This window comes from Mesorhizobium loti CJ3sym, assembly GCF_000472785.1.
GTDB classification, from domain to species: domain Bacteria; phylum Pseudomonadota; class Alphaproteobacteria; order Rhizobiales; family Rhizobiaceae; genus Mesorhizobium; species Mesorhizobium loti_E.
In genome coordinates this window covers 41,646-67,988 of record NZ_AXAL01000025.1, presented here as the reverse complement: position 1 = coordinate 67,988, position 26,343 = coordinate 41,646, and the positions used below count along the sequence as shown (strand labels likewise).

Annotated in this window: 28 protein-coding genes, 1 tRNA gene and 1 pseudogene; 15 read left to right on the top strand and 15 right to left on the bottom strand. The window is 62.4% G+C overall.

The features are described 5' to 3' along the window. Positions 1 to 81 precede the first annotated feature (81 nt). Genes A3A9_RS0128490 through A3A9_RS0128475 form a run of 4 tightly spaced genes read left to right on the top strand, consistent with a single transcriptional unit; the run spans position 82 to position 4,825 of the window. The gene (locus tag A3A9_RS0128490) at positions 82 to 1,659 is read left to right on the top strand and encodes an ABC transporter ATP-binding protein (RefSeq protein WP_033838845.1); all 1,578 of its coding nucleotides are present in this window, start codon (positions 82 to 84) and stop codon (positions 1,657 to 1,659) included. Then, on the top strand, positions 1,656 to 2,786 hold the full coding sequence (locus A3A9_RS0128485; RefSeq protein WP_027061675.1) for an ABC transporter permease: 1,131 nt from the start codon (positions 1,656 to 1,658) through the stop codon (positions 2,784 to 2,786). Before A3A9_RS0128490 ends, A3A9_RS0128485 begins: the two co-directional genes overlap by 4 nt. After that, positions 2,786 to 3,706, top strand: a complete 921-nt coding sequence (locus tag A3A9_RS0128480) for an ABC transporter permease (protein ID WP_027061674.1) — start codon at positions 2,786 to 2,788, stop codon at positions 3,704 to 3,706. The genes A3A9_RS0128485 and A3A9_RS0128480 overlap by 1 nt, the downstream gene beginning before the upstream one ends. Positions 3,707 to 3,757: 51 nt before the next feature. After that, the gene (locus A3A9_RS0128475) at positions 3,758 to 4,825 is read left to right on the top strand and encodes a BMP family ABC transporter substrate-binding protein (RefSeq protein WP_027061673.1); all 1,068 of its coding nucleotides are present in this window, start codon (positions 3,758 to 3,760) and stop codon (positions 4,823 to 4,825) included. Between the two features lie 90 nt (positions 4,826 to 4,915). Here the strand turns inward: A3A9_RS0128475 and rimO are convergent, their stop codons facing one another. The 6 genes from rimO to A3A9_RS0128445 form a co-directional block, all read right to left on the bottom strand. Beyond that, positions 4,916 to 6,229 (bottom strand): 30S ribosomal protein S12 methylthiotransferase RimO, encoded by a 1,314-nt coding sequence (gene rimO, locus A3A9_RS0128470; protein WP_027061672.1) that lies wholly within the window; start codon positions 6,227 to 6,229, stop codon positions 4,916 to 4,918. A gap of 166 nt (positions 6,230 to 6,395) precedes the next feature. Further along, positions 6,396 to 7,082 (bottom strand): TerC family protein, encoded by a 687-nt coding sequence (locus A3A9_RS0128465; RefSeq protein WP_027061671.1) that lies wholly within the window; start codon positions 7,080 to 7,082, stop codon positions 6,396 to 6,398. A gap of 192 nt (positions 7,083 to 7,274) precedes the next feature. Next, positions 7,275 to 7,682, bottom strand: a complete 408-nt coding sequence (locus A3A9_RS0128460; RefSeq protein WP_033838844.1) for a DUF930 domain-containing protein — start codon at positions 7,680 to 7,682, stop codon at positions 7,275 to 7,277. Positions 7,683 to 7,738: 56 nt separating this feature from the next. Further along, positions 7,739 to 8,437, bottom strand: a complete 699-nt coding sequence (locus A3A9_RS0128455; RefSeq protein ID WP_027061669.1) for a DUF2161 domain-containing phosphodiesterase — start codon at positions 8,435 to 8,437, stop codon at positions 7,739 to 7,741. A gap of 120 nt (positions 8,438 to 8,557) precedes the next feature. After that, complete coding sequence (locus A3A9_RS0128450) at positions 8,558 to 9,154, bottom strand: cytochrome b/b6 domain-containing protein (RefSeq protein WP_430515899.1); 597 nt, start codon at positions 9,152 to 9,154, stop codon at positions 8,558 to 8,560. Then, a complete protein-coding gene (locus tag A3A9_RS0128445) occupies positions 9,132 to 9,410 on the bottom strand; it encodes a PepSY domain-containing protein (RefSeq protein ID WP_027061667.1) in 279 nt (92 codons plus the stop codon). Before A3A9_RS0128445 ends, A3A9_RS0128450 begins: the two co-directional genes overlap by 23 nt. Before the next feature lie 348 nt (positions 9,411 to 9,758). Between A3A9_RS0128445 and A3A9_RS0128440 the strand changes: the two genes are divergently transcribed. After that, the gene (locus A3A9_RS0128440; protein WP_245279145.1) at positions 9,759 to 10,163 is read left to right on the top strand and encodes a plastocyanin/azurin family copper-binding protein; all 405 of its coding nucleotides are present in this window, start codon (positions 9,759 to 9,761) and stop codon (positions 10,161 to 10,163) included. Positions 10,164 to 10,366: 203 nt separating this feature from the next. Here the strand turns inward: A3A9_RS0128440 and A3A9_RS41365 are convergent. Next, positions 10,367 to 11,289: pseudogene (locus A3A9_RS41365) on the bottom strand (LysR family transcriptional regulator). A gap of 130 nt (positions 11,290 to 11,419) precedes the next feature. Between A3A9_RS41365 and A3A9_RS45905 the strand changes: the two are divergent. Further along, positions 11,420 to 11,734, top strand: coding sequence for an SDR family NAD(P)-dependent oxidoreductase (locus tag A3A9_RS45905; RefSeq protein WP_245279144.1), 315 nt, complete (start codon positions 11,420 to 11,422; stop codon positions 11,732 to 11,734). Beyond that, a complete protein-coding gene (locus A3A9_RS45900) occupies positions 11,731 to 12,132 on the top strand; it encodes an SDR family NAD(P)-dependent oxidoreductase (RefSeq protein WP_245279143.1) in 402 nt (133 codons plus the stop codon). The genes A3A9_RS45905 and A3A9_RS45900 overlap by 4 nt, the downstream gene beginning before the upstream one ends. A gap of 33 nt (positions 12,133 to 12,165) precedes the next feature. Here A3A9_RS45900 and A3A9_RS0128425 read toward each other — a convergent pair. Then, positions 12,166 to 12,255, bottom strand: a tRNA-Ser gene (locus A3A9_RS0128425). Between the two features lie 278 nt (positions 12,256 to 12,533). Here A3A9_RS0128425 and A3A9_RS0128420 point away from each other — a divergent pair. The 7 genes from A3A9_RS0128420 to A3A9_RS0128390 all read left to right on the top strand — a co-directional run bounded on the left by A3A9_RS0128420 (position 12,534) and on the right by A3A9_RS0128390 (position 20,216). Then, positions 12,534 to 13,766, top strand: a complete 1,233-nt coding sequence (locus A3A9_RS0128420; protein WP_027061665.1) for a septal ring lytic transglycosylase RlpA family protein — start codon at positions 12,534 to 12,536, stop codon at positions 13,764 to 13,766. Positions 13,767 to 13,878: 112 nt separating this feature from the next. Next, the gene (locus tag A3A9_RS0128415; RefSeq protein ID WP_027061664.1) at positions 13,879 to 15,042 is read left to right on the top strand and encodes a D-alanyl-D-alanine carboxypeptidase family protein; all 1,164 of its coding nucleotides are present in this window, start codon (positions 13,879 to 13,881) and stop codon (positions 15,040 to 15,042) included. Positions 15,043 to 15,175: 133 nt separating this feature from the next. Then, positions 15,176 to 15,850, top strand: a complete 675-nt coding sequence (tmk, locus tag A3A9_RS0128410) for a dTMP kinase (protein WP_027061663.1) — start codon at positions 15,176 to 15,178, stop codon at positions 15,848 to 15,850. After that, complete coding sequence (locus tag A3A9_RS0128405; RefSeq protein WP_027061662.1) at positions 15,847 to 16,902, top strand: DNA polymerase III subunit delta'; 1,056 nt, start codon at positions 15,847 to 15,849, stop codon at positions 16,900 to 16,902. The genes tmk and A3A9_RS0128405 overlap by 4 nt, the downstream gene beginning before the upstream one ends. Positions 16,903 to 17,043: 141 nt before the next feature. After that, positions 17,044 to 18,597, top strand: a complete 1,554-nt coding sequence (gene metG / locus A3A9_RS0128400) for a methionine--tRNA ligase (protein WP_027061661.1) — start codon at positions 17,044 to 17,046, stop codon at positions 18,595 to 18,597. Next, positions 18,597 to 19,391, top strand: a complete 795-nt coding sequence (locus A3A9_RS0128395) for a TatD family hydrolase (protein ID WP_027061660.1) — start codon at positions 18,597 to 18,599, stop codon at positions 19,389 to 19,391. The genes metG and A3A9_RS0128395 overlap by 1 nt, the downstream gene beginning before the upstream one ends. 3 nt (positions 19,392 to 19,394) lie before the next feature. After that, positions 19,395 to 20,216 (top strand): MBL fold metallo-hydrolase, encoded by an 822-nt coding sequence (locus tag A3A9_RS0128390; protein ID WP_027061659.1) that lies wholly within the window; start codon positions 19,395 to 19,397, stop codon positions 20,214 to 20,216. Here the strand turns inward: A3A9_RS0128390 and A3A9_RS45895 are convergent. Beyond that, positions 20,198 to 20,485 (bottom strand): hypothetical protein, encoded by a 288-nt coding sequence (locus A3A9_RS45895; RefSeq protein ID WP_245279142.1) that lies wholly within the window; start codon positions 20,483 to 20,485, stop codon positions 20,198 to 20,200. The two genes, A3A9_RS0128390 and A3A9_RS45895, sit on opposite strands and share 19 nt — an antisense overlap. A 208-nt stretch (positions 20,486 to 20,693) precedes the next feature. Here A3A9_RS45895 and A3A9_RS0128385 point away from each other — a divergent pair, with 208 nt between their 5' ends. Further along, on the top strand, positions 20,694 to 21,599 hold the full coding sequence (locus tag A3A9_RS0128385) for an agmatinase (protein ID WP_027061658.1): 906 nt from the start codon (positions 20,694 to 20,696) through the stop codon (positions 21,597 to 21,599). A gap of 41 nt (positions 21,600 to 21,640) precedes the next feature. Here A3A9_RS0128385 and A3A9_RS0128380 read toward each other — a convergent pair whose 3' ends face one another. From A3A9_RS0128380 to A3A9_RS0128355, 6 genes are all read right to left on the bottom strand, one after another. Then, complete coding sequence (locus tag A3A9_RS0128380) at positions 21,641 to 22,432, bottom strand: pyrroline-5-carboxylate reductase (RefSeq protein ID WP_027061657.1); 792 nt, start codon at positions 22,430 to 22,432, stop codon at positions 21,641 to 21,643. A gap of 25 nt (positions 22,433 to 22,457) precedes the next feature. Further along, positions 22,458 to 23,342, bottom strand: coding sequence for an aldose 1-epimerase family protein (locus A3A9_RS0128375; RefSeq protein WP_027061656.1), 885 nt, complete (start codon positions 23,340 to 23,342; stop codon positions 22,458 to 22,460). A 158-nt stretch (positions 23,343 to 23,500) separates the two neighbouring features. Then, positions 23,501 to 24,217 (bottom strand): Bax inhibitor-1/YccA family protein, encoded by a 717-nt coding sequence (locus A3A9_RS0128370; protein ID WP_027028926.1) that lies wholly within the window; start codon positions 24,215 to 24,217, stop codon positions 23,501 to 23,503. A gap of 23 nt (positions 24,218 to 24,240) precedes the next feature. Continuing rightward, positions 24,241 to 25,014 carry an anti-sigma factor family protein gene (locus A3A9_RS0128365; RefSeq protein WP_027061655.1) on the bottom strand — a complete coding sequence of 258 codons (774 nt, stop codon included), beginning with the start codon at positions 25,012 to 25,014 and terminating at the stop codon, positions 24,241 to 24,243. Next, complete coding sequence (locus A3A9_RS0128360; protein WP_027061654.1) at positions 25,011 to 25,544, bottom strand: sigma-70 family RNA polymerase sigma factor; 534 nt, start codon at positions 25,542 to 25,544, stop codon at positions 25,011 to 25,013. The genes A3A9_RS0128365 and A3A9_RS0128360 overlap by 4 nt, the downstream gene beginning before the upstream one ends. A 108-nt stretch (positions 25,545 to 25,652) precedes the next feature. Continuing rightward, positions 25,653 to 26,246: a histidine phosphatase family protein gene (locus tag A3A9_RS0128355; RefSeq protein ID WP_027061653.1), complete on the bottom strand. Its 594-nt coding sequence runs from the start codon at positions 26,244 to 26,246 to the stop codon at positions 25,653 to 25,655. Positions 26,247 to 26,343: the final 97 nt, after the last annotated feature.

The following is a 26,343-nucleotide window of genomic DNA, read 5'->3' as shown; positions in this document are numbered from 1 at the left end:
TCAAGACGCGTGCCGCTTTCCGATGAGAGCCGGCGGCGCCTACCATGCTTGCGGGAACACAGAACATATCTGGCTAACCAGATGGGAGGCACTGTGAGTGCAGATCATGACGGGGCGAACCTGCTTGAGGTTCGTGGCCTGACCAAGATATTCGGCACGCTGACGGCGTGCGATCATATCGACCTCAATATCGCCAAGGGTGAAATCCACGCGCTGCTCGGCGAGAACGGCGCCGGCAAGTCGACGCTGGTCAAGATGCTGTTCGGCTCGCTGGAGCCCAATTCCGGCGAGGTTTTCTGGAACGGCCAGGCAGTGCGGATCACCAGCCCGGGTGCCGCGAAGAAGCTCGGCATCGGCATGGTGTTCCAGCATTTCTCGCTGTTCGAGGCCCTGACCGCAGCCGAAAACATCGCGCTGTCACTGGATGACGGTTCGCCGATCAGTTCGATCGCCGCCAAGGCGAGGGCGCTCTCCTTCAGCTACGGCCTGCCGCTCGATCCGGACTCGCTGGTCGGCGACCTGTCGGTCGGCGAGCGCCAGCGCATCGAGATCATCCGCTGTCTGCTGCAGACACCGCAGCTCATCATCCTGGATGAGCCGACTTCGGTGCTGACGCCGCAGGAAGCCGACAAGCTGTTCGAGACGCTGGAGCGGCTGCGCTCGGAAGGCAAATCGATCCTCTACATTTCGCACCGGCTGGAAGAGGTCAAACGCATCTGCGACCGCGCCACCGTGTTGCGGCATGGCAAGGTGGTTGGCCACTGCAACCCGCGCGAGGAAACCGCCTCGTCACTGGCCCGCATGATGGTCGGCAACGAGGTGCAGGCCGTGGTGCGTGCGCCAGTCGAAGGGATTGAAACCGCGCAGCCGTTGCTCGAAATCCGCGGCCTCAGCCGCAAGCCGGCAACGCCGTTTTCCATTCCGCTCAAGAACATCAGCCTCAATGTCCGAGCCGGTGAGGTGATCGGCATTGCCGGTGTCGCCGGCAATGGCCAGGGCGAGTTCTTCGAATCCGTCTCCGGCGAGGTGCTACAGCAGGATGCCGCCTCTGTGCGCATCCGTGGCAAGGACGCAGGTGGCCTCACCATTACCGGACGGCGCCTGCTGGGTGCCGCCTTCGTGCCCGAAGAGCGTCTCGGCCATGGTGCGGCGCCACGCATGAAACTCTCGGAAAACCTGTTGCTGTCACGCCATGCCACCGACGGCAAGGTTTTCGTCAGCAGCGGTGGGATGGTCAGGGCGGCCGCGATCTATGCGGCCGCTCAACGCATCATCGTAGCGATGGACGTGCGCAAGAGCGCGCCGGATCCGGAAGCGGCAGCGCTTTCGGGCGGCAATCTGCAGAAATTCATTGTCGGCCGCGAACTCGACCGCCGGCCAAGCGTCATGGTCGTCAACCAGCCGACATGGGGTGTCGACGCCGGTGCCGCCGCCCATATCCGCCAGGCGCTGATCGAGCTGTCACGCAGCGGATCGGCGGTGCTGGTGATCAGCCAGGATCTCGACGAGCTGTTCGAGATATCGGACGCGATCGCAGTCATGCACAATGGCGAACTTTCCAGGCCGATGCCGATCGCCGAGGCAACCTTCGAGAAGGTCGGCCTGCTGATGGGCGGTGCCGAGCCCGGCCACGCCGAACACACGCTGGAGCCGGCATGATGCGCCTCGAACTCGTCAAACGCCCGCAGCGTTCCGCATTGTTTTCGGCCCTGTCGCCGTTCATCGCCTTCGCGCTGACGATCATCGCCGGTGCGGTTCTGTTCGCGCTACTCGGCGTCAATCCATTGACCGCGTTCCGGATCTACTTCATCGAACCGGCCAGCCAGGTCTGGCAGCTGCATGAGCTGGCGATCAAGGCAGCACCCCTGATCCTGATCGCCGTCGGCCTGTCGGTCTGCTACAAGGCCAACATCTGGAACATCGGCGCCGAAGGCCAGTTCGTTTTCGGCGCCATCTTCGGCTCGGCCATTCCGGTGCTGTTCCCGCAGTTCGAAGGCCCGTTGGTGCTGCCGCTGATGCTTCTGCTCGGCATGGTCGGCGGCGCGGCCTACGCTGCGATACCCGCATTTCTGAAAACCCGGTTCAACACCAATGAGATCCTGACCAGCCTGATGCTGGTCTATGTCGCCCAGCTCTTCCTGGACTGGCTGGTGCGCGGCCCATGGCGCGATCCGCAGGGCCACGGCTTCCCGCAGACGATCCAGTTCGGCGACTCGGCCGTGCTGCCGGAACTGATGCCGGACGCCGGACGCGCCAACTGGGGTTTTGTCTTTGCGCTGGTTGCTGCCGTGCTGGTCTGGATCCTGATGAGCCGCATGTTGAAGGGATTCGAGGTCCGCGTGCTGGGTTCAAGCCCGCGGGCAGGGCGCTTCGCCGGCTTCGGCCTCAACCGCATGGTGTTCTTCGCCTTCCTGCTGTCGGGTGCACTGGCAGGCCTTGCCGGGATCTCGGAGGTCTCCGGCGCCATCGGACAATTGCAGCCGGTGATTTCGCCCGGCTATGGCTTCACCGCCATCATCGTGGCGTTCCTTGGCCGCCTCAACCCGCTCGGCATCGTCGCCGCCGGCCTGGTTCTGGCGCTGACCTATCTCGGCGGCGAGGCGGTGCAAAGCGCGCTCGGCATTTCCGACAAGGTGGCAAGGGTGTTCCAGGGCATGCTTTTGTTCTTCGTGCTCGGCTGCGACACGCTCATCCACTACCGCATCCGCCTGATCGGCGTCGCACTGACCAAGCCGAAGGGTGCTGCACAGCTCGAAGCCGCACCCAAGCTGAAGGAAGCCCGCTGATGGACATCGCCGTCAACATCCTCCTGACCATTGCCACGGCGGCGACGCCGCTGTTGATCGCGGCGATCGGCGAACTGGTGGTCGAGCGCTCCGGCGTGCTCAATCTCGGTGTCGAAGGCATGATGATCATGGGCGCAGTCGGCGGCTTCGGAGCCGGCCATCTGACCGGATCGCCCTGGATCGGCCTGCTTGCGGCGATCGCCATGGGAGCCTTGTTCTCGCTGCTGTTTGCCGTGATGACGCTGTCGCTCGCCACCAACCAGGTTGCAACCGGTCTGTCGCTGACGCTGCTTGGCCTCGGTCTCTCCGGCATGATCGGAACGAGCTTCGTCGGCCAGCCCGGCGTCAGGCTACCCAATCTCGATATCCCGGTGCTGACCGACATTCCTGTGATCGGCAGGTTGCTGTTCGGCCAGGATCCGATCTTCTACATCTCGATCGCGCTGACCGCTGCCGTGATGTGGTTCCTGTTCAAGACACGCACTGGCCTCACGCTGCGCTCGATCGGCGACAGCCATACCTCGGCACATGCGCTTGGCATCAAGGTCATCCGCTACCGCTATCTCTCGGTGATCTTCGGCGGCGCCTGCGCCGGCCTTGCCGGTGGCCATCTGTCGCTTGTCTACACGCCGCAATGGGTCGAGAACATGAGCGCGGGCCGCGGCTGGATCGCGCTGGCGCTGGTGGTGTTCGCGTCCTGGCGACCGTGGCGGGTGCTGGCTGGCGCCTACATCTTCGGCGCGGTGTGGATCGGCCAGCTTCATGCACAGGCTTTTGGCATTCCGGTGCCCTCACAGATGCTTTCTTCTCTGCCCTATCTGGCAACCGTCGTGGTTCTCGTTCTAATCTCGCGCAACAAGCGTCTGACGATGATGAACACGCCGGCATCCCTGGGGCAGCCATTCGTTCCGGATCGTTGACAATAAAAACAAACGGGAAGCTCCAAGGCTTAAACTCAGAGAGGTAACACAATGAAAAAACTGCTTATTGCCCTGATGACGACGACAGCGGCATTGTCGCTGGCTGCGTCCGCGCAGGCTGCCGACAAACTGAAGGCTTGCTGGGTCTACACCGGCCCGATCGGCGATTTCGGCTACTCCTACCAGCACGACCAGGGGCGGCTCGAGGTCCAGAAGGCACTCGGCGACAAGGTCGAGACCGCCTATCTGGAGAACGTCTCCGAAGGCCCCGACGCCGACCGTGCTTTCGAACGCCTGTCGCGTGAAGGCTGCAAGCTCATCTTCGGCACGTCCTTCGGCTTCATGGACGCCGAGGTGAAGGCCGCCAAGAAGTTTCCAAAGGTGATGTTCGAGCACGCCACCGGTTACAAGTCCGGCGACAATCTCGGCCTCTACAATGCGCGTTTCTATGAAGGCCGCTACGTGCTCGGCCAGATCGCCGCCAAGGAATCGAAATCCGGCGTCGCCGGCTACATCGTCTCCTTCCCGATCCCGGAAGTGGTGATGGGCATCAACTCCTTCATGCTCGGCGCGCAGTCGATCAACCCGAACTTCAAGGCCAAGATCGTCTGGGTCAATTCGTGGTTCGATCCGGGCAAGGAAGCCGACGCCGCCAAGGCGCTGTTCGACCAGGGCGCCGACATCATCGTCCAGCACACCGATTCGACCGCTGCCCTGCAGGTGGCCGAGGAGCGCAAGCTGCACGGCTTCGGCCAGTCCTCCGACATGATCAAGTTCGCACCGAACGCGCAGCTGACCTCGCTGACCGACGAATGGGGTCCTTACTACATCAGCCGGGTCCAGGCAGCCATCGACGGCACCTGGAAGCCGGACAATGTCTGGCTCGGCATCAAGGACGGCGCGGTGAAGCTCGCCCCTTACACCAACATGCCCGACGACGTGAAGGCGATGGCCGAGGCGACCGAGAAGAAGATCGCCGGCGGCTGGAACCCCTTCACCGGTCCGATCGCCAAGCAGGACGGCTCGGCATGGCTGAAGGACGGCGAAGTCGCCGACGACGGCACGCTGCTCGGCATGAATTTCTACGTCAAGGGCGTCGACGACAAGCTGCCGCAATAAGGCATCATCACATACCGAATATGGAGAGGGCGCCGCGAGGCGCCCTTTTCATTTCCGGGAGAACCGACGGCTAAGAGAACGAGGGAAAGCTCAGACAGCCGAACCGTAGAGGTCATAAGCATCGGCACGGTCGATCTTGACGGTGACGATGTCGCCTTGGCGCATTGGACGGCGCGACTGGATGTGGACCGAGCCGTCGATCTCCGGGGCGTCGTATTTGGTGCGGCCCTTTGCCGACGTGCCGTGCGCTTCGTCGATCAGCACCGGCAGGCGCTTGCCGACTTTCTTTGCGAGTTGCGTCGCCGAGATCTTCTGCTGGCGCTGCATGAAACGATGCCAGCGTGCTTCCTTGATCTCCTGGGGTACCTGCTCAAGCCCGAGATCGTTGGAGCGAGCACCCTTGACCGGCTCGTATTTGAAACAGCCGGCGCGGTCGATTTTTGCCTCGTCGAGCCAGTCGAGCAGCATCTCGAAGTCCTCGTCCGTCTCGCCGGGGAAGCCGACGATGAAGGTCGAGCGGATGGCAAGATCCGGGCAGACGTCACGCCAGCCGCGAATGCGCTCGAGCGTCTTTTCGCCATGCGCCGGCCGGCGCATGTTCTTCAGCACCTGTGGCGACGCATGCTGGAACGGGATGTCCAGGTAAGGAAGGATTTTTCCCTCGGCCATCAGCGGAATGACGTCGGCGACATGCGGGTAGGGGTAGACGTAATGCATGCGCACCCAGATGCCGAGCTTGCCCAGTTCCTCGGAAAGATCGAGGAATTTCGCGCGCACTTCACGGTCGCCGAACATGGACGTCTGGTACTTGATGTCGATGCCGTAGGCGCTGGTGTCCTGCGAGATGACCAGCAGCTCCTTGACGCCGGCCTTGGCCAGTTTCTCGGCCTCGCGCAGCACATCGGCCGCCGGCCGGGAGACGAGGTCGCCACGCAGTGCGGGAATGATGCAGAAGGTGCAGCGATTGTTGCAGCCTTCCGAAATCTTGAGATAGGCATAGTGGCGCGGCGTCAGCTTGACGCCCTGAGGCGGCAGGAGATCGATGTAGGGATCGTGCGAAGGCGGTGCCGCCTCATGCACGGCCGCCATCACGCTCTCATAGGCCTGCGGCCCGGTGATGGCCAACACGTTGGGGTGCTTCTCGCGGATAACGTCCGGCTCCGCGCCCAGGCAGCCGGTGACGATGACCCTGCCATTTTCCGAAAGTGCGGAACCGATGGCATTGAGCGACTCGTCGCGGGCCGAATCCAGGAAACCGCATGTGTTGACGACAACGAGATCGGCACCGTCATGCTTGCGGGCGATTTCGTAGCCCTCGGCACGCAGGCGCGTGATGATGCGCTCGGAATCCACGAGCGCTTTCGGGCATCCAAGGCTGACGAAACTGACGCGAGGGGCGGACATAGGGCACGTTTCCAATGGACAGGAGGCCGGAAACATCGATCCGGTCCGCAGTCTCAACATATGACGGTTTGCACGGCTCCCGCAGGAGCTCGATTTGGGCGGCGCAATAGCACGGGTTCAGCAATCAAGCAAACAAGACCGGCGCCGGCTCGACGCCGACCACGTGTCAGTGCCCGCCCGACCCGAACCAGGGCGCCAGGAACGCGAAGTGAGCGGGGTACTGCTGTACCGCACCGTCGAGCAGCATTTTCACCGCAACGTAGAGAATGATTGCCAAACCGAGATAGGCAATCCAGCGATATTTGTGCAGGAGGCGCGCGACGAACGAGGCGGCAAAGCCCATCAAGGCGATCGACAGGGCCAGTCCGACAATCAGCACCGTCGGATGGTTCATGGCCGCTCCCGCCACGGCCAGAACATTGTCGAGCGACATGGAAACGTCGGCGATGACGATCTGCCAGGCGGCCTGCGAGAAGGTCTTGCTCGGCCCCTTGCCGCCAACGACGCCGTCCTTGTCGAAGTCGCCGTTCGACAGCGATTCGGTGGCATCGCGCTCCTGCTCATGGCTGACACGCAATTCGCGCCACATCTTCCAGCAGACCCACAACAGCAGCAGGCCGCCGCCGATAAGCAGCATGGGGCCAATGGTGAGCAGCCATTGCGTGATCAAGGCAAAGAAGATGCGAAGAACGGTGGCCGCGGCAATTCCGACGAGAATGGCCCGCTGGCGTTGGCTGGCCGGCAGGCCGGCCGCGGCGAGGCCGATGACGATGGCGTTGTCACCTGCCAGCGCAAGGTCGATAGCAATGACCTGAAGAAGAGCCGATAAGCCTGCGGCAGTGAATATTTCCATCGATCTGGAAGCCCCTTGCCTGTTCGCCGAGTGTTGGTCGTCGACTATCCAGACGGGCCTAATGGCATGGTCCGCTGACGTCAAGACGCTGCATCGGACAACGTTGGAAAACCACTTTTGTTACAGTGGGATTACAAGGGGATTTTCATCACTCGCCGCGTGCAAGCTTGCGCGGAAGCCAGTCTATAAAAATTAGTCGTAGAGATTGTACTTGGCCCAGTCGGCTTCGGGGATCTCGTCGCCGATCCGGTAGCGGAGCTGCAGGACTTCCATATGGTCCGGCCCCGTCTGGCATTTGAATCTCAACCGGTACCACTGCCCCTTGCTGCGGAACGCCGCGCCAGTGCTCCTGATCGCATCGGCGCTCATCTCGGGTGTGGCAAAGGCGTAAGCAACTACACGGTCGGCCTTGAACTTGCGATCATCGTGGGTGATCCGGTCCAGGATTTCTGCATCGCAGCGCTGCTCAAGGCGTGTTTGCGGATCGAGTTTCATAAGGCCGTTGCGCAAGGCGTTGTCCATTGCGCTGGCAGGGAATGCCAGCGTCAGGGACGCAATGGCTGTCATGCAGAGTGTCTTCATGGGCGGGACAAGCAGCATATTTTGTCTGAAAAATCAACCAAGAGGGGCGCTTCATGCTCGGCAGGCCGCCGCATTCAGGGGGGCGGCGCAATCAAAATCTCGTGTCGTGGCGCATCGTGCGAGGCCTGTGGCCAACGGACCAGCGAGGCGCGGCCAGCATCCGTGAGATCGTAGAGGCCGCGGTCGACGCGCGCGAACCAGCCATAGACATTGTGCTGCAGAATCTTCGGCGCGATCGGCGTCAGAGCCTTCAGATCGCGCGGCCGTTTGGGGCCATCCACAAGCGCGAAGGCGCAGGTGAGGGCGCTTTGGCGATAGGCGGTCATGATCGGATTGCGTGATCCTCCGCCAGCGACTGGATCGCCGCGGCGGCGCTGGTGCTCATCAACAAGGCGAGAGCGCCGTCGCGCATTCTTGCGCGGCTCCGGCGCGGCAGGACTGACAAGCACTTCGACCTTGTCATTGGCTGTCACGCCAAGCATGCCGAAGCCAAGCCGACGGCAGAGATTACGGAACCGGGCGTCGCTTTCGCGCCCCTTGCCACGAGCCGACATGCGCGCCGCAAGCCATACTTCGTCGCAAACGGCCGCACGGTCGACACCTTGCAGCACCAGTTCGAGATTGAACTGCAGCTTCAATTCACAGATGACGACCACCGGCGGCTCGCCCTCGCGCAGCGCAACGATGTCGCAGCCGCCGATTTCCCCCTTCACGACGAAGTCGAGATTTTCGAGGAACCGCTTCACCGGCGCATAAAGAGAGGTCTCGTTCATGCCTGAAGGTCTAGCCGATTCGACGACAAAAAGCGTTCTGCACGCGGCCGCCCGAAGCCATCTTTCAATCTGAACGATACCCCAAGAATCCGGCAGCCACTGCAATCCATCGGCGGATAACTAGGCAATATTAGCCGGTTCGGCCTCACGTTTTCGCCCCGTGATCATGGCCCGGACCAGGTTTTCGCGATGGCGAAAGCTGGCCAGCGCGACGCCGGCAATATGGAACAGGACCAGCACGAGTAGGCCGTGCGCGGCCAGGCTGTGCGCCGCTTCGACCCACGACACGCCGAAATAGGCGTCTGTCGTCATCAACCAACCGGTCATTGCGGTCGACCCCATTGCCGCGATCAGCACGATCACCATCACGCCGCCAGCCGGATTGTGGCCGATATAGCGGGCTTCACGACCGCTGACTAATGCCAAGAGATAGCGCAGCACCGTTGCCGGATGGCGCACGAATTGCGAGAACCGCGCATAGCGCGTGCCCACAATGCCCCACAAGAGCCGCATCGCGACGAGCGAGGCGGCCGCATAGCCAGCCCAGTGATGAATAGTCTCGGAAGAATGCGAGGTGAGCCAGGCGGTGACAAAGCTGAGCACCAGCGCCCAGTGGAAGCTGCGCACGATCCGGTCCCAGACGCGCACCATTTCTGGCGATCGGTGCGCGTCCATGACTGCCGAGCCGCTCTGATCAGTTTTCGCCGGCTTCGGCATTGTCGAGCTTTTCAAGGGTCTCGGCATTATAGGCCATGTTCACCTTCTTGCCGGCCTTGTCGACCGCGTAAACTTCGTAGCAGCCCTTCTCGACCTTGATCTGGCGCACGGTGAGGCCTTCGCCAGTCAACTGCGCCTCGAGTGTTGCCTTGGGCTTGAATTGCGATTTTGGGGCGGTGCTGCAGCTGCCGCCGGCAGCAAATGCCGGCCCTGCAATGACGCCGGCGAGGGCGGCTAGAATAAGAGTGCGATACATGATGGCTCCATTCGGAATGGTTGGGCGCGGAGGTCGAGCCTGGGGTGGGATTCGATCAGTTCCGGTCAGACGGCGGATGACCGTCATGGGTTCGGCATAACCATTTCAACCTGACAACTGGCTGACAGCAGAAATCGTGCCGCGGCCGGATCGCGCCGGCCATACCTCCTCTGTCAGCTTGTTGTCAGCGTGGCTGTTCTAGCCCGGCGCCGCGACCAAGAATCATTCCCAATCAGCGCTTGCGGGTCGCCGCAAACGATCAGGAGCTTTTCGAACATGCAGCCTTTCAAAACCGGACTGGTCCTTGTCCTACTAGCCGTATCGGCACCCGCCTTCGCCAACTCGATCGTGAACGTCAAGCTTTGGGACAAGGAAGGCGTCGCGAACCCGGAAGCAAAGATGGGAATGGGCATGCCGGCGAACATGAGCATGGCAACCATGAGGATCAAGCTGGATCAGACCGTCGTATCCGCGGGCAAAGTTATCTTCGAAGTTCAGAACAGCTCCAAGGACACGGTCCATGAGATGATCGTGGTGCCGGTCAGCGACCCCAAAAAGACGATGCTGCCCTATGTGCCAAATGAAAACCGCGTCAACGAGGATGCGGCAGGCCATCTCGGCGAAGTGTCCGAGCTTGACCCGGGCAAGACCGGATCTCTGACGCTCGACCTCAAGCCAGGCAACTATGCCGTCTTTTGCAATATCCCCGGCCACTTCATGAACGGAATGTGGGCGACCATCCTGGTCAAGTAGGCGGTGATTGAGGTAACCGCCGCGCCGATAAGGGGCGGCGGGTTCTCTGGTTCATGCCCGTCGATGTCAGCTGCCAGGTCTTCATGCTCGGCACTGGACGGTTCGATGGTTGTGGTGGGATTGGAGCTTCCGAACACCATGTCGAAGACAGGCATTTGCCATAGCGGAGCGCACCCAGCAATCCGACTGAGCATCGCCTGGCCTCATCGCCGCGAATAGGCTGCCCGACAAACCGACATCACGGTGTCGCGCAGCCAACGATGCGCCGGGTCGGCGTCCATGCGAGGATGCCACATCGCCGATATCTTGAACTCTGGAACAGGGAGCGGAAGCTCGAAGCTTTCGAGACCTGTCGTCGCGACGGGGCCACTGGTGTTACCCAGACACGAATGCGGCACGGTCGTCACCAGATCGGATTGGCCTGCGATCCGCATGGCATCGGGGTAGCCTGGCACCACGACCACTACCGTCCTTTGAAGACCCAGTTTCTGCAAAGCACCATCGATGGGCTCGGCAACATTGCCTTCCCGTGACGCAACGATATGTTTGCAGGCGGCATACCGTTCGGGCGTAACCCCAGCACCAGCCAGTAGCGGATGCCCCACACGAGCCACGCCGACATATCTGTCATAAAACAGGAATTGGGTGCGGATTTCGGGCGCCGACGTTCCAAGCAGGCCGATCTCCAGGTCAATGAGACCTTCGCGAAGCGGACGCGCGTCCTTGTCGGGCTTGGGTGCAAAGCGCAGGCGGATGCGCGGCGCCGCCTGGGTTATGGCAGTCACGACGGGGCCGGAAGGAATTCCAGGAACGCTTCGCTGGCGCGAATGGTGAACGTCAGTTCGAGTGCAGCCACGTCCAGCTGCGTGTTTTGTGGCCGAAGAACCGCTCGCACATCCCGGGTAAGCTCATGGACGCGACCGCGCAACTCGGCAGCGTGCGGCGTGGGCACAAGCCCGCGCCCGGCCCGGACGAGCAGCGGGTCGCCTGTGGCTGCCCGAAGCCGTGTAAGCGTCCGGCTCATGGCCGAGGAACTCAAGCCGAGGCGGCGGGCTGCTCCCGTCACACTGCCTTCGGCAAGCAGCACGTCCAGCGCCAAGAGCAGGTTCAGGTCGACATTGTCCATCAGGCAAGCCTATCCCTGCTTCGCCCGACATAGCGCCGGACGCAACTATACTTTGAATTTGACGCGTCTGGCGCCTCGCATCCGGTTGCTCCTATCTGCGGTTACCCCAGCCAACGAGAGAGATGCACCCATGTCCGCTAGCGTTTTGAACACTCCATCCGGCACGATCCTTCTGATCGGCGCCTCTCGCGGCCTCGGGCTCGCCATGGCAGCCGAATTCCTGAAGAAGGGATGGAACGTGGTCGGCACGGTCCGCAGCAGCGGCCGGACCAAGCTGCACGATCTCGCGGATGAATTCGAAGGTCGGCTCGAAATCGAAACGGTGGACATCTGCGAACCGGATCAGGTTGCGGCCTTGCGCGACCGTCTGTCGGGCAGGGTGTTCGACATGCTGTTCGTCAATGCGGGGTGTCAAACAACCCGGCTGAAACGATCGCGGATGTGACGACCGACGAGTTTGTGAGAGTGATGGTCACAAATTCGCTGAGCCCGATGCGCGTTCTCGAGAGCCTGGAACAATACGTCCCGGCGACGGGTCTCGTTGGCGTGATGTCATCCGGTCAAGGAAGCATCGCCAACAACGAGACCGGCCGGCGCGAGGTGTATCGTGGCAGCAAGGCAGCACTCAACATGTTCATGCGCAGCTTCGCCGCCCGCCACGCCGGGACGTCGCGTGCCATGGTGGTCATGGCCCCCGGCTGGGTCCGCACCGAATTGGGAGGACCGGATGGTCGGTTGAGCATCGAGGAGAGCGTGCCTAGCCTGGTGAACGTCCTGCTTTCGAAGCAGGGCACCCCGGGTTTGCAATATGTCGACTATCTCGGCCGCACGGTTCCCTGGTGAAATGGTGACAGTCGGCGCCATGTCAGGCTTTGATGGCGGAGGAAGTGGGATTCGAACCCACGGTGAGCTTGCACCCACGCCGGTTTTCAAGACCGGTGCCTTAAACCGCTCGGCCATTCCTCCAGTGACTGTCCGTCACGTGCGAATGCTCTAGTGTGCTCGGCAAAGGCCTGTCAACCGGCATGCGTGAAGCGCGCATGTTTGGCGGAAGGCCACCGTGCGGCCCTCATCGTCACAATCCTGCCCGGTTCCGGCCACAATCGGTTAATACCGTAATAAACAATTCCTGCGCACAAAGGATCGGGGTTCAAGGCGCCGTTGGTATTGTCGAGTGAGTGCTTTGGCTCCTCTGCTGTTCAAACGACGGCGTCTTGATTGAGACTGTAGGGGATTTCAGGAAAATGCAGGCTACGACGCATCAGCGTCTTCGTCGCGCTTCCACGCTTACTCTGCTTGCGGCGTCGGCTGCCTTGCTGGCGGCTTGCGCGTCGCAGCCTGAGCCTAAGGGGATGGTCAATCCCAAGCCTCGTTCCAAGGAATATTTCGCCGAAACCGAATATGGTGTGAAGGCGAGCCCGCGCGTCCAATTCATGCGCCGCGGCGGCGGCCGCGACCAGCTCGGCAAGCCCTACCAGGTGCGCGGCAAGTGGTACTATCCAAAGGAAGACAAGAAGGGCTACGCGAAGGTCGGCCTGGCTTCCTGGTATGGCGACGCCTTCCACGGCCGGCTAACCGCCAATGGCGAAGTCTACGACATGACGCATCTGACGGCGGCGCACCCGACCATGCCCCTGCCAAGCTATGCCCGCGTCACCAACCTCGAAACCGGCAGTTCGGTTATCGTGCGCGTCAACGACCGCGGCCCCTATCACGAGGGCCGCATCATCGATGTCTCCGAGCGTGCCGCGCAGATGCTCGACTACGCCAAGGTCGGCACCGCGAAGGTCAAGGTCGAATATGTCGGCCGCGCACCGCTCGACGGCAATGACGATCAATACCTGATGGCCTCCTACCATCCAGGCAACAGGATTCCGGATCCGTCGGATGGCTTGCCAACCGGCGTCATGGTGGCCATGAATGGACCGTCGCCAAGCGTGCCCGTGGGTGCCGCCGCCGTACCGTTCCCAGGCCAGTTGACGAATTCGGGGCAAGCGTTCGACGCGCAGCCGTCCCTGTCGGCGCAGGCACCCGCATTCGGCGATCTGGCGCTGCCCAGTTTCGGGCCGATCGTACCCGAGCGCCCGGCGATCGGCCTGCCGCCGCAGTCGCCCTTCGCCATGGCCTCGCTGAACTATGCGGATGAACGTGTGCGGCGCGCCGATGTGTTTGCCGCGCTGGATGACAGCGGCATGTCGCCCGCCGACATCCTGCGGTCGTGGAAGAAGTCCAGCCCGCAAGCCTCGCCCGCCAACGCCGACTATGTTGCTGCTGGTACGTTTGACAACGCCACCGAAGCCAAGCGCGTGGCCGCGGCACTTGAACCCTTCGGCAGAACAGAGATCCAGCGTTCCGATCTCAACGGCAATGACTGGTATGCGGTCAATCTCTATCCGTACGGCCATGGCGGCCTGGACGAGTTGCTGCAGGCCGCATGGTCGCATGGCGCACCCGATGCGCTTGCAGTGCGCAACTGAATTACCAGCCCGATTTCCGCTGAACAGTTGATCCGTCACAGTTGATCCATCCTGGAAAAAGCCCGATAGTTTCGCGGGCTTGCCGGAGGGACCGGCCAACGGATTGAATTTCATGCAGTTTCGCTTGCTCCAGCCTTTTGCCGGGTTTTTGCTCCTCGGCTTTCTGCTTTCACTCGCTCCAGCCCAAGCGCAGCTTTTCGAGACCAAGGCCACACAGGCCTTCATGATCGATGCCGACACCGGCACGGTGCTGTTCTCGAAAGATGCCGACAAGCCGATCCCGCCGGCCTCGATGGCCAAGCTGATGACCATGGAAGTGGTTTTCAACGCGCTGAAATCCGGACGCCTCAAACTCGACGACACGTTCGTCGTGAGCGAAAACGCCTGGCGCAAGGGCGGCGCCCCGTCGGGAACATCGACGATGTTTGCCAAGCTCAAATCGGCGATCCGGCTCGAGGATTTGATCCAGGGAGTGACCGTGCAGGCGGCCAATGACGGCTGCATCGTCATCGCCGAAGGCATGGCCGGGTCCGAGGACAATTTTGCCGCTGAGATGACCGAGCGCGCCCACCAGATCGGCCTCAAGACATCGACTTTCGTCAATTCGACCGGCCTGCCGGCCGACGGCCAGCAGACGACGGTGCGCGAATTGGCGTTGCTGGCGCTGCATCTGTGGCGCGATTACCCGGATTTCTATCGCTACTATGGCCTGAAGGATTTTACCTGGAACAAGATCTCGCAGAAGAACCGCAACCCGCTGCTGGCGATGGATATCGGCGCCGATGGCCTGGCTGTCGGCGCGAGCGAGGCGTCGGGATTCGGCATCGTCGCTTCGGTCAGCCATGACGGCACGCGAGTGATCATGGCGATGAGCGGGTTGGCCAACGACAAGGAGCGTGCCGAGGAGGCGCGAAAGCTGCTCGACTGGGGCGCGCGCTCCTTCCAGAAGACCGAGATCTTCGCCAAGGACGAGGTGGTCGGCGAGGCCCAGGTTTTTGGCGGTGCGAAGTCCGGCGTGACGCTGAAGGCAAAGGGGCCGATCGACATCTTCCTGCCGATCACCAACCGCGACAAGCTGACGGCCAGGATCGTCTACACCGGCCCGGTTGCGGCACCCGTGGAGGAGGGCCAGCCGGTGGGTGCGCTGCGCGTCTTTATCGGCGACACGCTGAGCCAGGAGACGCCGCTTTTCGCCGCTGAATCGATCAGTATCGGCACGTTGCCGCAGCGCGCGCTCGATGCCGTCAAGGAACTGGCAATCGGCTGGCTGCGATAATGCGTGTCGCTCAAAAGTGGCCACGGTTTTGAGACAACGACATGCATAAAAGCAAGAATCCGACAGCATGGACGTTTTCCCGAACGCGGACTATCTAGAGTGCAACAATCCACATGGACAAAGGCCCTTTCGATTGGCGCGCGGATTTTTCATCACCTTCGAAGGCGGCGAAGGCGCAGGCAAGTCGACGCAGATCGAGCGGCTGGCGAAGAAGATGCGCGCCAAGAAGTATGATGTCCTGCTGACGCGCGAACCCGGCGGCTCGCCGGGCGCCGAGGCAGTCAGGCATGTGCTGCTGTCGGGTGCGGCGGAGCCATTCGGACCGAAGATGGAGGCGCTGCTCTTTGCCGCCGCCCGTTCCGACCATGTCGAGCAGCTCATCCGGCCGGCGGTCGAGCGCGGCTCCGTCGTGCTGTGCGACCGTTTTCTGGATTCCTCGCGTGTCTATCAGGGCGTCACCGGCGGGATCGACCCGGCATTCATGCAAGCGCTGGAGCAGGTCGCCATAAACGGCATGATGCCCGATATGACACTGATCCTGGATATCGATCCGGCCGAGGGCCTGAGGCGAGCAACGCAGCGGCGCGGCGCCGAAGCGGAGGCCGACCGCTTCGAGAAGGAGACGCTCGCTATCCATCAGGCACGGCGCGATGCTTTTCTGGCAATCGCTGAGGCCGAGCCGGGACGCTGCATCGTCATCGACGCGTCCGCCGACCCCGATACGGTGGAGCACGTCGTCACCGCGGCCGTGTTCGCGGCATTAGAGGCGAGGGCGCCCGCGCGCAACAGGCAGGCCGCACCGGTATGATCTTCGAACGCATTGCGCCCGAACAGCATGACACGCTGGACGGCGTGCCCGAACCGTCGGAAACGCCGCGTCTGGTCGGGCACGGGCAAGCAGCCGGCATGCTCGCCGCCGCCTATCGGTCGGGAAAGCTGCCGCATGCGCTGATCTTTTCCGGACCGGTCGGCATCGGCAAGGCGACGCTGGCCTTCCATCTGGCGCATCACCTGCTGAAGCACCCAGCCTTCGCGCAGGCACCGGAAAGCCTTGCCGCTCCCGATCCGGCCTCGCCGCTGTTTCGCCAGATCGCGACCGGGGCGCATCCGGGCGTACTGCATCTGACCCGCCCGCTGAACGACAAGACCAAGAGCTTCAAGACCGTGGTCACCGTCGACGAGATCCGCAAGGTCAACCGCTTCCTGTCGCTGACCTCGCATGACGGCAGCTACCGGGTTGTCATCGTCGACCCGGCCGACGACATGAACACCAATGCCGCCAATGCCTTGCTGAAGAATCTCGAGGAGCCGCCGGCACGAACGCTGTTCATTCTCATCGTCCACGCCCCGGGCAGCCTGCTGCCGACGATCCGTTCGCGCTGCCAGGTGGTGCGCCTGACGCCGCTCGACACCGACGATTTGCTGGCGGTGCTGAAAACCGCCGACCCGCCGCCACCGGACGATCCGGCCGCGCGGGCAGCACTTGTCGAGCGGGCAGGGGGCAGCGCCCGCAACGCGATACTGCTGACGCAGTATGGCGGGCTGGAGATCGCCCAGACGCTCGATGCGCTGGTGGCGAAGGGAAAGAGCGACGTCAACGGGGCCCATCGGCTCGCCGAAGTCGTTGCCGGACGCGACCAGGCGATCCAGTTCGATATCTTCAACCGCCGGGCGCTCGACCTCCTGTCGGACGCGGCAAGCCAGGCTGCGCTGTCGGGCGATCTCGCGCGGGCCAAAAACCTGGCGGACACTTGGCATGAGGCGCTGGAAGCTATATCTGAAACCGACACCTACAATCTCGACAAAAAGCAGCATGCCTTGACCATGATCGACCGCCTGAATTCTGCGATGCGAATGTGACGGCCTTTTTTTGATGCATGCCGTTGCCCCAAAACCGGGGCCACTTTTGGGCGGCATGCATCGGGCTCGGGATGGCAATCGCCATTCCGATGCGATATCCACCGCCACGGCTTCCATTCAGACATTCATGATGGTTCATTCATGTCACGCGACACATTCTACATCACGACCGCGATTTCCTATCCGAACGGCAAGCCGCATATCGGCCATGCCTACGAGCTGATCGCGACCGATGCGCTCGCACGCTTCCAGCGGCTCGACGGCAAGCAGGTCTTCTTCCTCACCGGTACGGACGAGCACGGCATCAAGATGCTGCAGACGGCCAAACGCGAAGGCATTTCGGCGCGCGAACTGGCCGATCGCAACGCGGCCGATTTCAAGCGCATGGCGACCGCGCTCAACGCCTCCAACGACGATTTCATCCGGACCACCGAAGAGCGGCATTACGCGGCCTCGCAGGCGATCTGGAAGGCGATGGACGGCAATGGCGACATCTACAAGGGCGGCTATGCCGGTTGGTACTCGGTGCGCGACGAAGCCTATTATGGCGAGGAGGAGACGGAGGTCCGTCCCGACAATATCCGCTATGGGCCGCAGGGAACGCCGGTCGAATGGGTCGAGGAAGAGAGCTATTTCTTCCGGCTGTCGGCCTATCAGGACAAGCTCATTGCGCTCTATGAAAGCCAACCGGACTTCATCGGCCCCGCCGAGCGCCGCAATGAGGTGATGAGCTTCGTCAAATCCGGACTGAGGGATTTGTCGATCTCGCGCACCACATTCGACTGGGGTGTGCCCGTGCCGGGCGACGAGAAGCACGTGATGTATGTCTGGGTCGACGCGCTGACAAACTACATCACAGGCGTCGGCTATCCCAATGAAAATGATGAGAAATGGCGTTTCTGGCCAGCCGATGCGCACATCATTGGCAAGGACATTGTGCGCTTCCATGCGGTTTACTGGCCGGCCTTCCTGATGTCGGCGGGCATCCCGCTGCCGAAGCGCGTTTTCGGCCACGGCTTCCTGTTCAACCGCGGGGAGAAGATGTCGAAGTCGGTCGGCAACGTCATCGACCCGTTCACCATGGTCGAGCATTACGGTGTCGACCAAGTGCGCTACTTCTTCCTGCGCGAGGTGCCGTTCGGCCAGGACGGCAGCTACAGCCATGAAGCGATCGTCAACCGCACCAATGCCGACCTCGCCAACGGTCTCGGCAATCTGACGCAACGCTCGCTGAAGATGATCGCTGCGAATTGCGGTGGTGTGGTGCCGCAGCGTGGCGAGTTGACCGAAGCCGACAGGGCGATCCTTGACCAGGCGGTGGAAGCGCTTGGCACGGCGCGCAAGGCAATGGCGGAGCAGGGCATCCATCTGGCGTTGGCGGCGATCTTTGGCGTAGCCGCCGAAGCTGATCGTTATTTCACGTCTCAGGAGCCCTGGGCGCTGAAGAAGACCGACCCGGCGCGGATGGAAACGGTGCTGTGGACGACCGCCGAAATCGTTCGTCGCGTCGCACTTCTGAGCCAACCCTACATTCCGGGCTCGGCGACGAAGCTGCTCGACCTGCTGGCGGTGCCGGCGGACAAGCGCGATTTCGTGCATGTCCATGCCGACCATGCGTTGGTTTCCGGCACGGCATTGCCTGCACCGGAAGGCGTCTTTCCGCGTTACGTCGAACAGCCGGGCGCGAACGCCTGATGCTTGTCGACAGCCACTGCCATCTGGATTTTCCAGATTTCGCCGAGGAGCGGGCGGCCATTGTCGCCCGCGCCAAAGCGGCCGGCATCGGCCGCATGGTGACGATCTCGACCCGTGTGAAGCGCTTTCAGCAAATCCTTGAAATCGCGGTGACTTTCGACGAGGTCTATTGCTCCGTCGGCACCCATCCGCACAATGCCGCCGAAGAACTCGACGTCACCACTGCCGAGCTCGTGCGTCTGTCGGCTCACCCCAAGGTGGTGGCGATCGGCGAGGCCGGGCTCGACTATTTCTACGACAAGGCGCCGCGCGATGCTCAGGCACAGGGCTTTCGCACCCACATTGCCGCTGCCCGCGAGACCGGGCTGCCGCTCGTCATCCATTCACGCGATGCCGACGACGACATGGCGGCTATTCTCGAGGATGAAACAGGGAAGGGCGCCTTCCCTTTCATCCTGCATTGTTTCTCCTCGGGACGCCGGCTGGCCGAAGTCGGCGCCGCGCTCGGCGGCTATGTCTCGTTTTCGGGCATCCTGACGTTCAAGAACTCGCCGGCGCTGCGCGCCATCGCCGCCGATTTACCGCACGACCGGCTGCTCGTCGAAACCGATGCGCCCTATCTCGCGCCCATCCCGTTTCGCGGCAAGCGCAACGAGCCTGCCTATGTCGCACACACCGCCAAGGTGCTGGCGGAGACGATCGGCGTCAGCGTGCAGGAAATCGCAACGTTGACGACCAACAATTTCTTCCGGCTGTTTGAGAAAATGCCGCGTCCGGATCTACGGAGCGCCTAGAGCATGACTGACCGGCTGCGCCTCACCATTCTCGGCTGCGGCTCGTCGCCAGGGGTACCGCGCATCACTGGTGACTGGGGCAATTGCGATCCGGGCAATCCAAAGAACCGGCGTATGCGCACTGCTGTGCTGGTCGAGCGGATCACGGCGAATGGCGCTCGGACGACAGTCGTCATCGATACCGGACCGGATTTTCGTCAGCAGATGCTGATGGCAGCGGTCAGGCGCATCGACGCTGCTGTCTACACGCATCCGCACGCCGACCACATTCACGGCATCGATGATCTGCGCGGCTTCGTCCACGATCAGCGTCACCGGATCGATGTCCATGCCGACGAGCCGACAATGCTGCGGCTGCGCCAGGCGTTCGGCTACTGCTTCGAGACGCCACCAGGCAGTTCCTATCCGCCGATCGTCAGCGCCCATATCATCGACCACGCCACGCCTGTTGTGATCGAAGGAGAGGGGGGTGCCCTCACCTTCGAGCCCTTGCCGCAGATCCATGGCGACATCATTTCGCTGGGCTTCCGCATTGGCGGGCTGGCCTATTGCCCTGATATCAGCGACTTCCCCGACGCCACCGCCAAGCGACTGCGCGGCCTTGATGTCCTGATCATCGACGCGCTGCAATACAAGACGCACCCGAGCCACATATCGCTTGGCCAGGCGCTTGAATGGATCGAACGGCTGGCGCCGAAACACTCTGTCCTGACGCACATGCACGTGCCGTTGGACTACGCTACGGTGATGGCCGAGACGCCGGACACCGTAGTGCCGGCCTATGATGGCATGGTGATCGAAATTCCTTATGAATCAGCGCCATAACCACGTTTTTTCATTTCTCTGTTCGCTTCTTCGGTTGGAATATCAGTGGTGTGCCGATGCGCTCGTAGCCCATGCGGGGGTACAGCAGCGTCATGGACGCCCCATTCCTCGTTGCGGTAGTCGCGCGGATTCTTGCGCGCGGCATCTCGTATCAGCCACAATGACCCGACGCGGCTGGCCTCGTAAGGAAACGTGCGGCTTTTGTCGGTGCTGTATCCATGTACGAACACCTCGATCGCCACTTCGATCTCACGCTTTGTTGTCGTCATTCTTGCAGCGTAGCGTTGGCGATCCGCTCAACGCAACACGCATCGGTAGTGCCAAGCCTATGAAAATCAGCGGCAATTCCCATCCCCTGGTCAATACGATAGTTCCATAATCTATCTTATGCGACTTTCAGACGTGGGCCCGGAGACAGCGAAATGTGTCGTCACGCGTGCTAACCTCCCACCCAATATCATCAGGACCATCAAGAAAATGACCGCATCGTTTCTCGGCTTTCCCGATCGCCTCGCCGATGGCCGCACGCCTCGTGCGGTGATCTTCGGAGCCGGCCACGGCAGCACCTATCCCGGCAAGCACAGCAGCGGCCATGCCTTGGCGGCCGACGCGATCCGCGCAGCCAGCAAGGATGATGCTTCGCTCGTCGAGCATTGGGATTTCGATCTCGGCGGGCCGCTGTTCGACGGCAAGCCGATCTCCTGCGTCGACGCCGGCGACATCTTGACCATCCTGCATGACAATGCCGGCAACCGCGCCCGGATCGAGGCGAAGACGCGCGAAGTCCTGTCCTTACCGGCCGTCCCGATCCTGCTTGGCGGCGATGATTCCGTCGTCATTCCGTTCCTTGCCGGCTTTGCCGACCACGGACCGGTCTGGATCCTGCAGATCGACGCCCATATCGACTGGCGCGACGAGGTGCATGGCGAACGCTACGGCTATTCGAGCCCGATGCGGCGAGCGAGCGAGATGCCGCATGTCGCCGGCATGGTGCAGGTCGGCCTGCGCAGCGTCGGCAGCGCGCGCCGCGCTGAAATCGAAGCAGCGCAGCACTATGGCAGCCGTTTCGTGACCGCGCGCGAGGTTCATACTCAAGGTGTGAAGGGGGCGCTCAGGCATGTTCCGGAAGGCGCACGGGTCGTCGTCACCTTCGATTGCGACAGTCTTGATCCCGGCATCATGCCGGGCGTGGCGGCGCGTACGCCGGGCGGCCTCACCTACACACAGGTGATCGACCTGATCGCGGGCCTCGGCAAGCGGGCCAGGATCGCTGGATTCGACCTTGTCGAGCTCTATCCGCCCGCCGACATTGACGGCCTGTCCGCCCTCACCGCTGCGCGTCTTCTCGTCAATGTGATCGGCGCCATCGTCCGGCAGGTTTGAGAGCTGGCTTCTCTTTCGGCGGTCAGGTCTCCGCGTGGCTTTTATGTGGCGCCGGCCGCTGAAATGCGACGATGGACGCCGTCCAGGCTTTCCGCCAGCGCATCGAAGACGTTACGGGCCGTGAGTTCGTTCAGGACCTGCTCATTAATGCCGCCACGGGTCGCATAGTCCTGGGCCAGATGGGTGAAGTCCGCATCAGGCGCCGCATCCGGAGCGTGGCCAAGTGCATTGAAGAGCGCGGCGATATAATCGCGCCCCTTGGCGTCCGGAACGTCATGCGCTTTCAGCCAGCGATGAATCGTATCGAGGTATTTGAAATACGTCGCATAGGTTGCGGTCACGACGCTCAACGCATCGAATTCGCTGGAACTCTCGACCTCGATCACCTTCCCCAGCCCGCCCAGCAACCCCGTCACGTCCGGATCGGGCGGGTAAACGATCGTCGCTCCGAGCCGGTGAGCGATCATCGGCATGGGAAGCGCCTTTGTCACGCGGCTCGCGGGTGCGGTCAAGCCGACGATTTCCTCACGCGACAGGGTGGCGATCAGGCTGATGAGGTGATGGTCGCGCCGAAACTTCAATTCGGGCAGCACCTGGTGGGCAATCTGCGGCCGCACCGCTAGCATGACGGTGTCGCATGCATCGAGCACCGCCTGATTGTCGGCGGCGACATCAACATTCGGATAGCGGGAAGCGAGATCCGCTGCGATCTCTTCATTGCGCGGCGACAACACCACCGAGACCGGATCGCCCTCGAGCGATTTGAGCCCGGTGACAATGGCTGCAGTAAGCGCGCCCGTACCGATGAAGCCAAGTTTGATTTGATGTCCCATGGTTTTCCGTCTGGTCGTCCGCTGGTCACAACGGCCCCTGCTCCAAGCTGATCCGGTAGCTCAGCGACCGCTTCGCGCCCGGTTCGATCAGAATCACGCCAGGTTTGTCGGTGAATTCGCCGTCGAAATCGGCCGGGCTTGCCACGCCGTGCCAGGGCTCGATGCACAGGAACGGCGCGCCGCCCGGCTTGGACCAGATGCCGAGCTCCTCTGCTCCCTGCCATGACATTTCGATCGCAGGACCACGGTCGGCGGTGTAGCGTACGCTGGTGCTGGCGGGCCGATCCAGGATAACGGCATCGTCATCGAACAGCCGCTCGGACAGTGCAAGCGTCCTGCCTTCGATGGGCGTTGGCCGCGATGATGGCAGCAACAGGCCATCCTTCAGGCGGCGGATCGGTGCCGGCTCGTCATTGGCAAAGGTCAGCCGATAGGCCTCCTTGGGCAATTCCGGCAGCAATGGCCAGTTGAACGCGGGATGTGCCCCAACCGATGCCGGCAACGTCTCGTCGCCGGTGTTGGTGACCTCCAAGGCCACACCAAGCTGCTGGCGGCTCAGTGTGTAGGTCACGGCAAGGCGAAAGGCGAAAGGGTAGTGCGCGCGCGTGTCGGCGTCGTCGGTCAGAACCAGCGTACAGGACCGAGTGCCCCTCTCCGCCCAGACAAACGGCTTGTCGCGCGCGAAGCCGTGCTGCGTCATCGGATAGGTCTTGCCGCGATGGCGCAGTTGGTCGCCCTTCAGCCGGCCGACGATCGGGAACAGCACCGGCGAATGACGCCGCCACTCCGGCCCGGCCTGCCACAGGAACTCAAATCCCTGCGCATCCCGTAGCGAAACCAGTTCGGCACCCTGCCCGACTATGACAGCCGAGATGCCGTCGCCATGAAGCGTTTGGCTGTCCTGTGCCACATGTCCTCCCGGGCTGGTGTTGAAGCAGGCGGCAGACTAGCAAAAGCTTCTGGGGACTCAAGGTGTTGCCGAAACGAATTGTGGCCGGAGGATCTCTCCTCCGGCCACCTCTCCGCATCAAGGGCGAGAACCCCGCCCTTGCCCACAGCGGATAGTCGTTACTCCCGCTCGCCGGTGAAGTTCAGCAGCAGCTGGAAGATGTTGATGAAGTTCAGATAAAGCGAGAAGGCGCCGAAGACAGCCAGCTTCTGGCGCGATTCCGCGTCGAAATTCTCGGCATACTGTTCCTTGATCGTCTGTGTGTCCCAGGCCGTCAGGCCGATGAAGACGGCAATGCCGATCACCGAAATGGCGAACTGCAGTGCGGTCGAGCCGAGGAAGATGTTGACGATGCTGGCGATCACCACGCCGATCAGGCCCATGATCAGGAACGACGAGAATTGCGTCAGGTCGCGCTTCGTCGTGTAGCCATAGAGGCTGGTGGCGCCGAACATGGTGGCGGCGATGAAGAAGGTGCGCGCGATGCTGGTGCCGGTGAAGACCAGGAACACCGAGGCCAGTGACAGACCCATCACCGCGCAGAAGGCCCAGAACATCGCCTGGGCGCTGGCCGCCGACATGGTCTGCATCTTGAACGAAAACAGCAGGACGAAGGCGAGCGGCGCTAGCATCACCACATATTTCAGCGGGCTGGAGAAGATCGGCACATAAAGTGCCGGCGTCGACGACACCAGGAAGGCGACCAGGCCGGTGACCACCAGGCCAAGGCCCATATAGTTGTAGACGCGCAGCATGTGCTGGCGCAGGCCCTCGTCAAAGACGGCTCCGGTTTGGGCGCCGGTGCCAACGCGATATCCCAGATTGGGCGTGTTCATTTGCAGTCTCCTTTATGGATCGGTCAGTAAAGCGTTCTGGCGAGCGTCTCGGCGGCGCGGTCGAGGTCATGGACCCCGCTCTTGGCGACCACCGCATAGGCGACCTCGCCGATCTGGAAATAGGCTGAGGAAATATCCCCCGAGGGCGCGACAGTCGGCTTGACCACGTCGAAGGTTCCCGGCCGGATCGCAAACAGCGACACCAACCCCATGTCCTTGGTGTCGACGGCCACCTCGACGCTCGGGCCGAAGCGCGAGGGATAGATTTGCACGTCGCGCACCTTCCAGTCCTTCGGCAGCGACGGCATGACGATCGCCGTCGCCGCACGGATCTCGCCGGTATCGTAATTGGGCGCTTCCGGCTGCGAGGGCATGGTTTCGCGCACCAGCGTCGTCCTGTGTGCACGCACCGCCTCATCGACATAGGCGGGCGGCTGCGGTGAAGCGACGACCTTGGTCACCGACATCGGCCCGACGATGCCGTTCGCCAGCCAGCCGGCGGCAACGAAGGCGGCAACGGCAGCAGCGCGCTGCAGCACGCCGAAGATGCGGCCCCGCGCCAGCCCCCTCTCCAGCCTTCGCGCTGCGTCAGCGGTCGCCGGCCGCGCCATGCCCTTGGAGCCAGCAAGCGCCACGCGCAGTTCGTCCCGCGTCCGCAGATCCGACATGACGCGCGCGGCGGTTTCCGGACGGGTCGACAGGAATGCCTCGACCTCGATGCGGCGGGTAACATCCATCTGGTCGTCGACATAAGCGTCGAGGTCGGTGTCGGTCACGGGGTCGACAAGAGCGCTCATGGCTCACCTCCCACAATCCTGAGATGATTCTTGCCACGCACTGGGGCGGCGTCTTCCATGCGGCGCAAGGCGGCGCGCGCCCTGCCGATGCGCGACATCAGCGTGCCCAGCGGCACGCCGGTAGCATTGGCCGCCTGTTGATAGGAAAGCCCTTCGATGGCGACCAAATGCAGCGCCGAACGCTGTTCTTCCGGCAGTTTGAAAAAGGCGTCCCGTACCTGCGCCAGGCGCACCGAATGCTCCTGTGGCGCCGGCGTGCTGGAATCTGCGAGGTGTCCGGCCTGTTCGACGCGCACCGCTTCCGAGCGGCGCGAGCGCATGCGGTCGACAAACGCGTTGTGAACGATCGACAGCAGCCAGGCTCGCAGGTTTCCACCCGCGCGGAAGGTGCCGCGCCGCTCATAGGCGCGCACCAGCGCGTCATGCACGAGATCCTCGGCGTCCGCACTGTCGCGCGTCAGCGACTGTGCGTAGCGCCGCAGCGATCCGAGCTGCCCTATGATGTCAAAGCGTGGCATCGACCGTTTCATGTCCTGTTTACGGAGCATGTGGGGAGTTTAATCCCGGCGGTGCGATTTTTTCTTTGGCGGGTTCGCCGAAGGGGCCGGGTTTGCCAGTACCCTCCCCCAGCTTGGTTTTCAGGGGCGAAGTGTTTTCGACGGTTTGGGAGTCGTTACACCGCAGGCGCGCAGAACCCATCTGCGGCCGTCGCTGCGAAAATCGGTGATGCTGAGCGGTTCGATATCGATCTTCCAACTGGCGGCAAGCGGCGCGCCGAGGACGTGCAGGATCGCTGTGCGAATGATGCTGGCATGGGTCACGGCGATTGTGTGACCACGCTCCGCCATTAACCGATCCATCAAGTCGGAGGTCCGGCGAGCAACCTCGGCCAGCGACTCGCCGCCATGCGGCGCCGCATTGGGCTCGGTAAGCCAGGCGCCTATGCCCTCGGGCTGCTCCGCCTGGACTTCCTCAAAACTCCGGCCGGCCCAGCGGCCGTGATCCTGGTCCGCCAGAAGCGGTTCGACCGATGCTTCGAGCGCCAGCGCCTCGGCGGTCTGGCGCGCGCGAAGCGCCGGCGCCGTCCATTCCCGGTCGGCGCGGCGCAACGTCCCGCGCATCGCCTTCGCCAGTGCCAACGATCGCGGCTCCAGCGGCTCGTCCCCCGGGAACGCCGCCCGCCGGGTAGCAGTCGTGGCGCCGTTGCAGATCATCGTCAGCCGCACCAGCATGAAGCAGTCATCCCTAAGCCGCCTTCAAAGCGGTGCATACGCTGTGATTAGAATAGCGGCTATCGTTTCGATCGAAAGGCCACACCCTTGGGCACCG

Bases quoted from the DNA above. Each gene is read 5' to 3' on its own strand.
- A3A9_RS0128490 (WP_033838845.1), top strand. From the start codon at position 82: ATGGGAGGCACTGTGAGTGCAGATCATGACGGGGCGAACCTGCTTGAG.
- A3A9_RS0128485 (WP_027061675.1), top strand. From the start codon at position 1,656: ATGATGCGCCTCGAACTCGTCAAACGCCCGCAGCGTTCCGCATTGTTT.
- A3A9_RS0128480 (WP_027061674.1), top strand. From the start codon at position 2,786: ATGGACATCGCCGTCAACATCCTCCTGACCATTGCCACGGCGGCGACG.
- A3A9_RS0128475 (WP_027061673.1), top strand. From the start codon at position 3,758: ATGAAAAAACTGCTTATTGCCCTGATGACGACGACAGCGGCATTGTCG.
- rimO (WP_027061672.1), bottom strand. From the start codon at position 6,229: ATGTCCGCCCCTCGCGTCAGTTTCGTCAGCCTTGGATGCCCGAAAGCG.
- A3A9_RS0128465 (WP_027061671.1), bottom strand. From the start codon at position 7,082: ATGGAAATATTCACTGCCGCAGGCTTATCGGCTCTTCTTCAGGTCATT.
- A3A9_RS0128460 (WP_033838844.1), bottom strand. From the start codon at position 7,682: ATGCTGCTTGTCCCGCCCATGAAGACACTCTGCATGACAGCCATTGCG.
- A3A9_RS0128455 (WP_027061669.1), bottom strand. From the start codon at position 8,437: ATGAACGAGACCTCTCTTTATGCGCCGGTGAAGCGGTTCCTCGAAAAT.
- A3A9_RS0128450 (WP_430515899.1), bottom strand. From the start codon at position 9,154: ATGCCGAAGCCGGCGAAAACTGATCAGAGCGGCTCGGCAGTCATGGAC.
- A3A9_RS0128445 (WP_027061667.1), bottom strand. From the start codon at position 9,410: ATGTATCGCACTCTTATTCTAGCCGCCCTCGCCGGCGTCATTGCAGGG.
- A3A9_RS45905 (WP_245279144.1), top strand. From the start codon at position 11,420: ATGTCCGCTAGCGTTTTGAACACTCCATCCGGCACGATCCTTCTGATC.
- A3A9_RS0128420 (WP_027061665.1), top strand. From the start codon at position 12,534: ATGCAGGCTACGACGCATCAGCGTCTTCGTCGCGCTTCCACGCTTACT.
- A3A9_RS0128415 (WP_027061664.1), top strand. From the start codon at position 13,879: ATGCAGTTTCGCTTGCTCCAGCCTTTTGCCGGGTTTTTGCTCCTCGGC.
- A3A9_RS0128405 (WP_027061662.1), top strand. From the start codon at position 15,847: ATGATCTTCGAACGCATTGCGCCCGAACAGCATGACACGCTGGACGGC.
- metG (WP_027061661.1), top strand. From the start codon at position 17,044: ATGTCACGCGACACATTCTACATCACGACCGCGATTTCCTATCCGAAC.
- A3A9_RS0128395 (WP_027061660.1), top strand. From the start codon at position 18,597: ATGCTTGTCGACAGCCACTGCCATCTGGATTTTCCAGATTTCGCCGAG.
- A3A9_RS0128390 (WP_027061659.1), top strand. From the start codon at position 19,395: ATGACTGACCGGCTGCGCCTCACCATTCTCGGCTGCGGCTCGTCGCCA.
- A3A9_RS45895 (WP_245279142.1), bottom strand. From the start codon at position 20,485: ATGACGACAACAAAGCGTGAGATCGAAGTGGCGATCGAGGTGTTCGTA.
- A3A9_RS0128385 (WP_027061658.1), top strand. From the start codon at position 20,694: ATGACCGCATCGTTTCTCGGCTTTCCCGATCGCCTCGCCGATGGCCGC.
- A3A9_RS0128380 (WP_027061657.1), bottom strand. From the start codon at position 22,432: ATGGGACATCAAATCAAACTTGGCTTCATCGGTACGGGCGCGCTTACT.
- A3A9_RS0128370 (WP_027028926.1), bottom strand. From the start codon at position 24,217: ATGAACACGCCCAATCTGGGATATCGCGTTGGCACCGGCGCCCAAACC.
- A3A9_RS0128365 (WP_027061655.1), bottom strand. From the start codon at position 25,014: ATGAGCGCTCTTGTCGACCCCGTGACCGACACCGACCTCGACGCTTAT.
- A3A9_RS0128360 (WP_027061654.1), bottom strand. From the start codon at position 25,544: ATGAAACGGTCGATGCCACGCTTTGACATCATAGGGCAGCTCGGATCG.
- A3A9_RS0128355 (WP_027061653.1), bottom strand. From the start codon at position 26,246: ATGCTGGTGCGGCTGACGATGATCTGCAACGGCGCCACGACTGCTACC.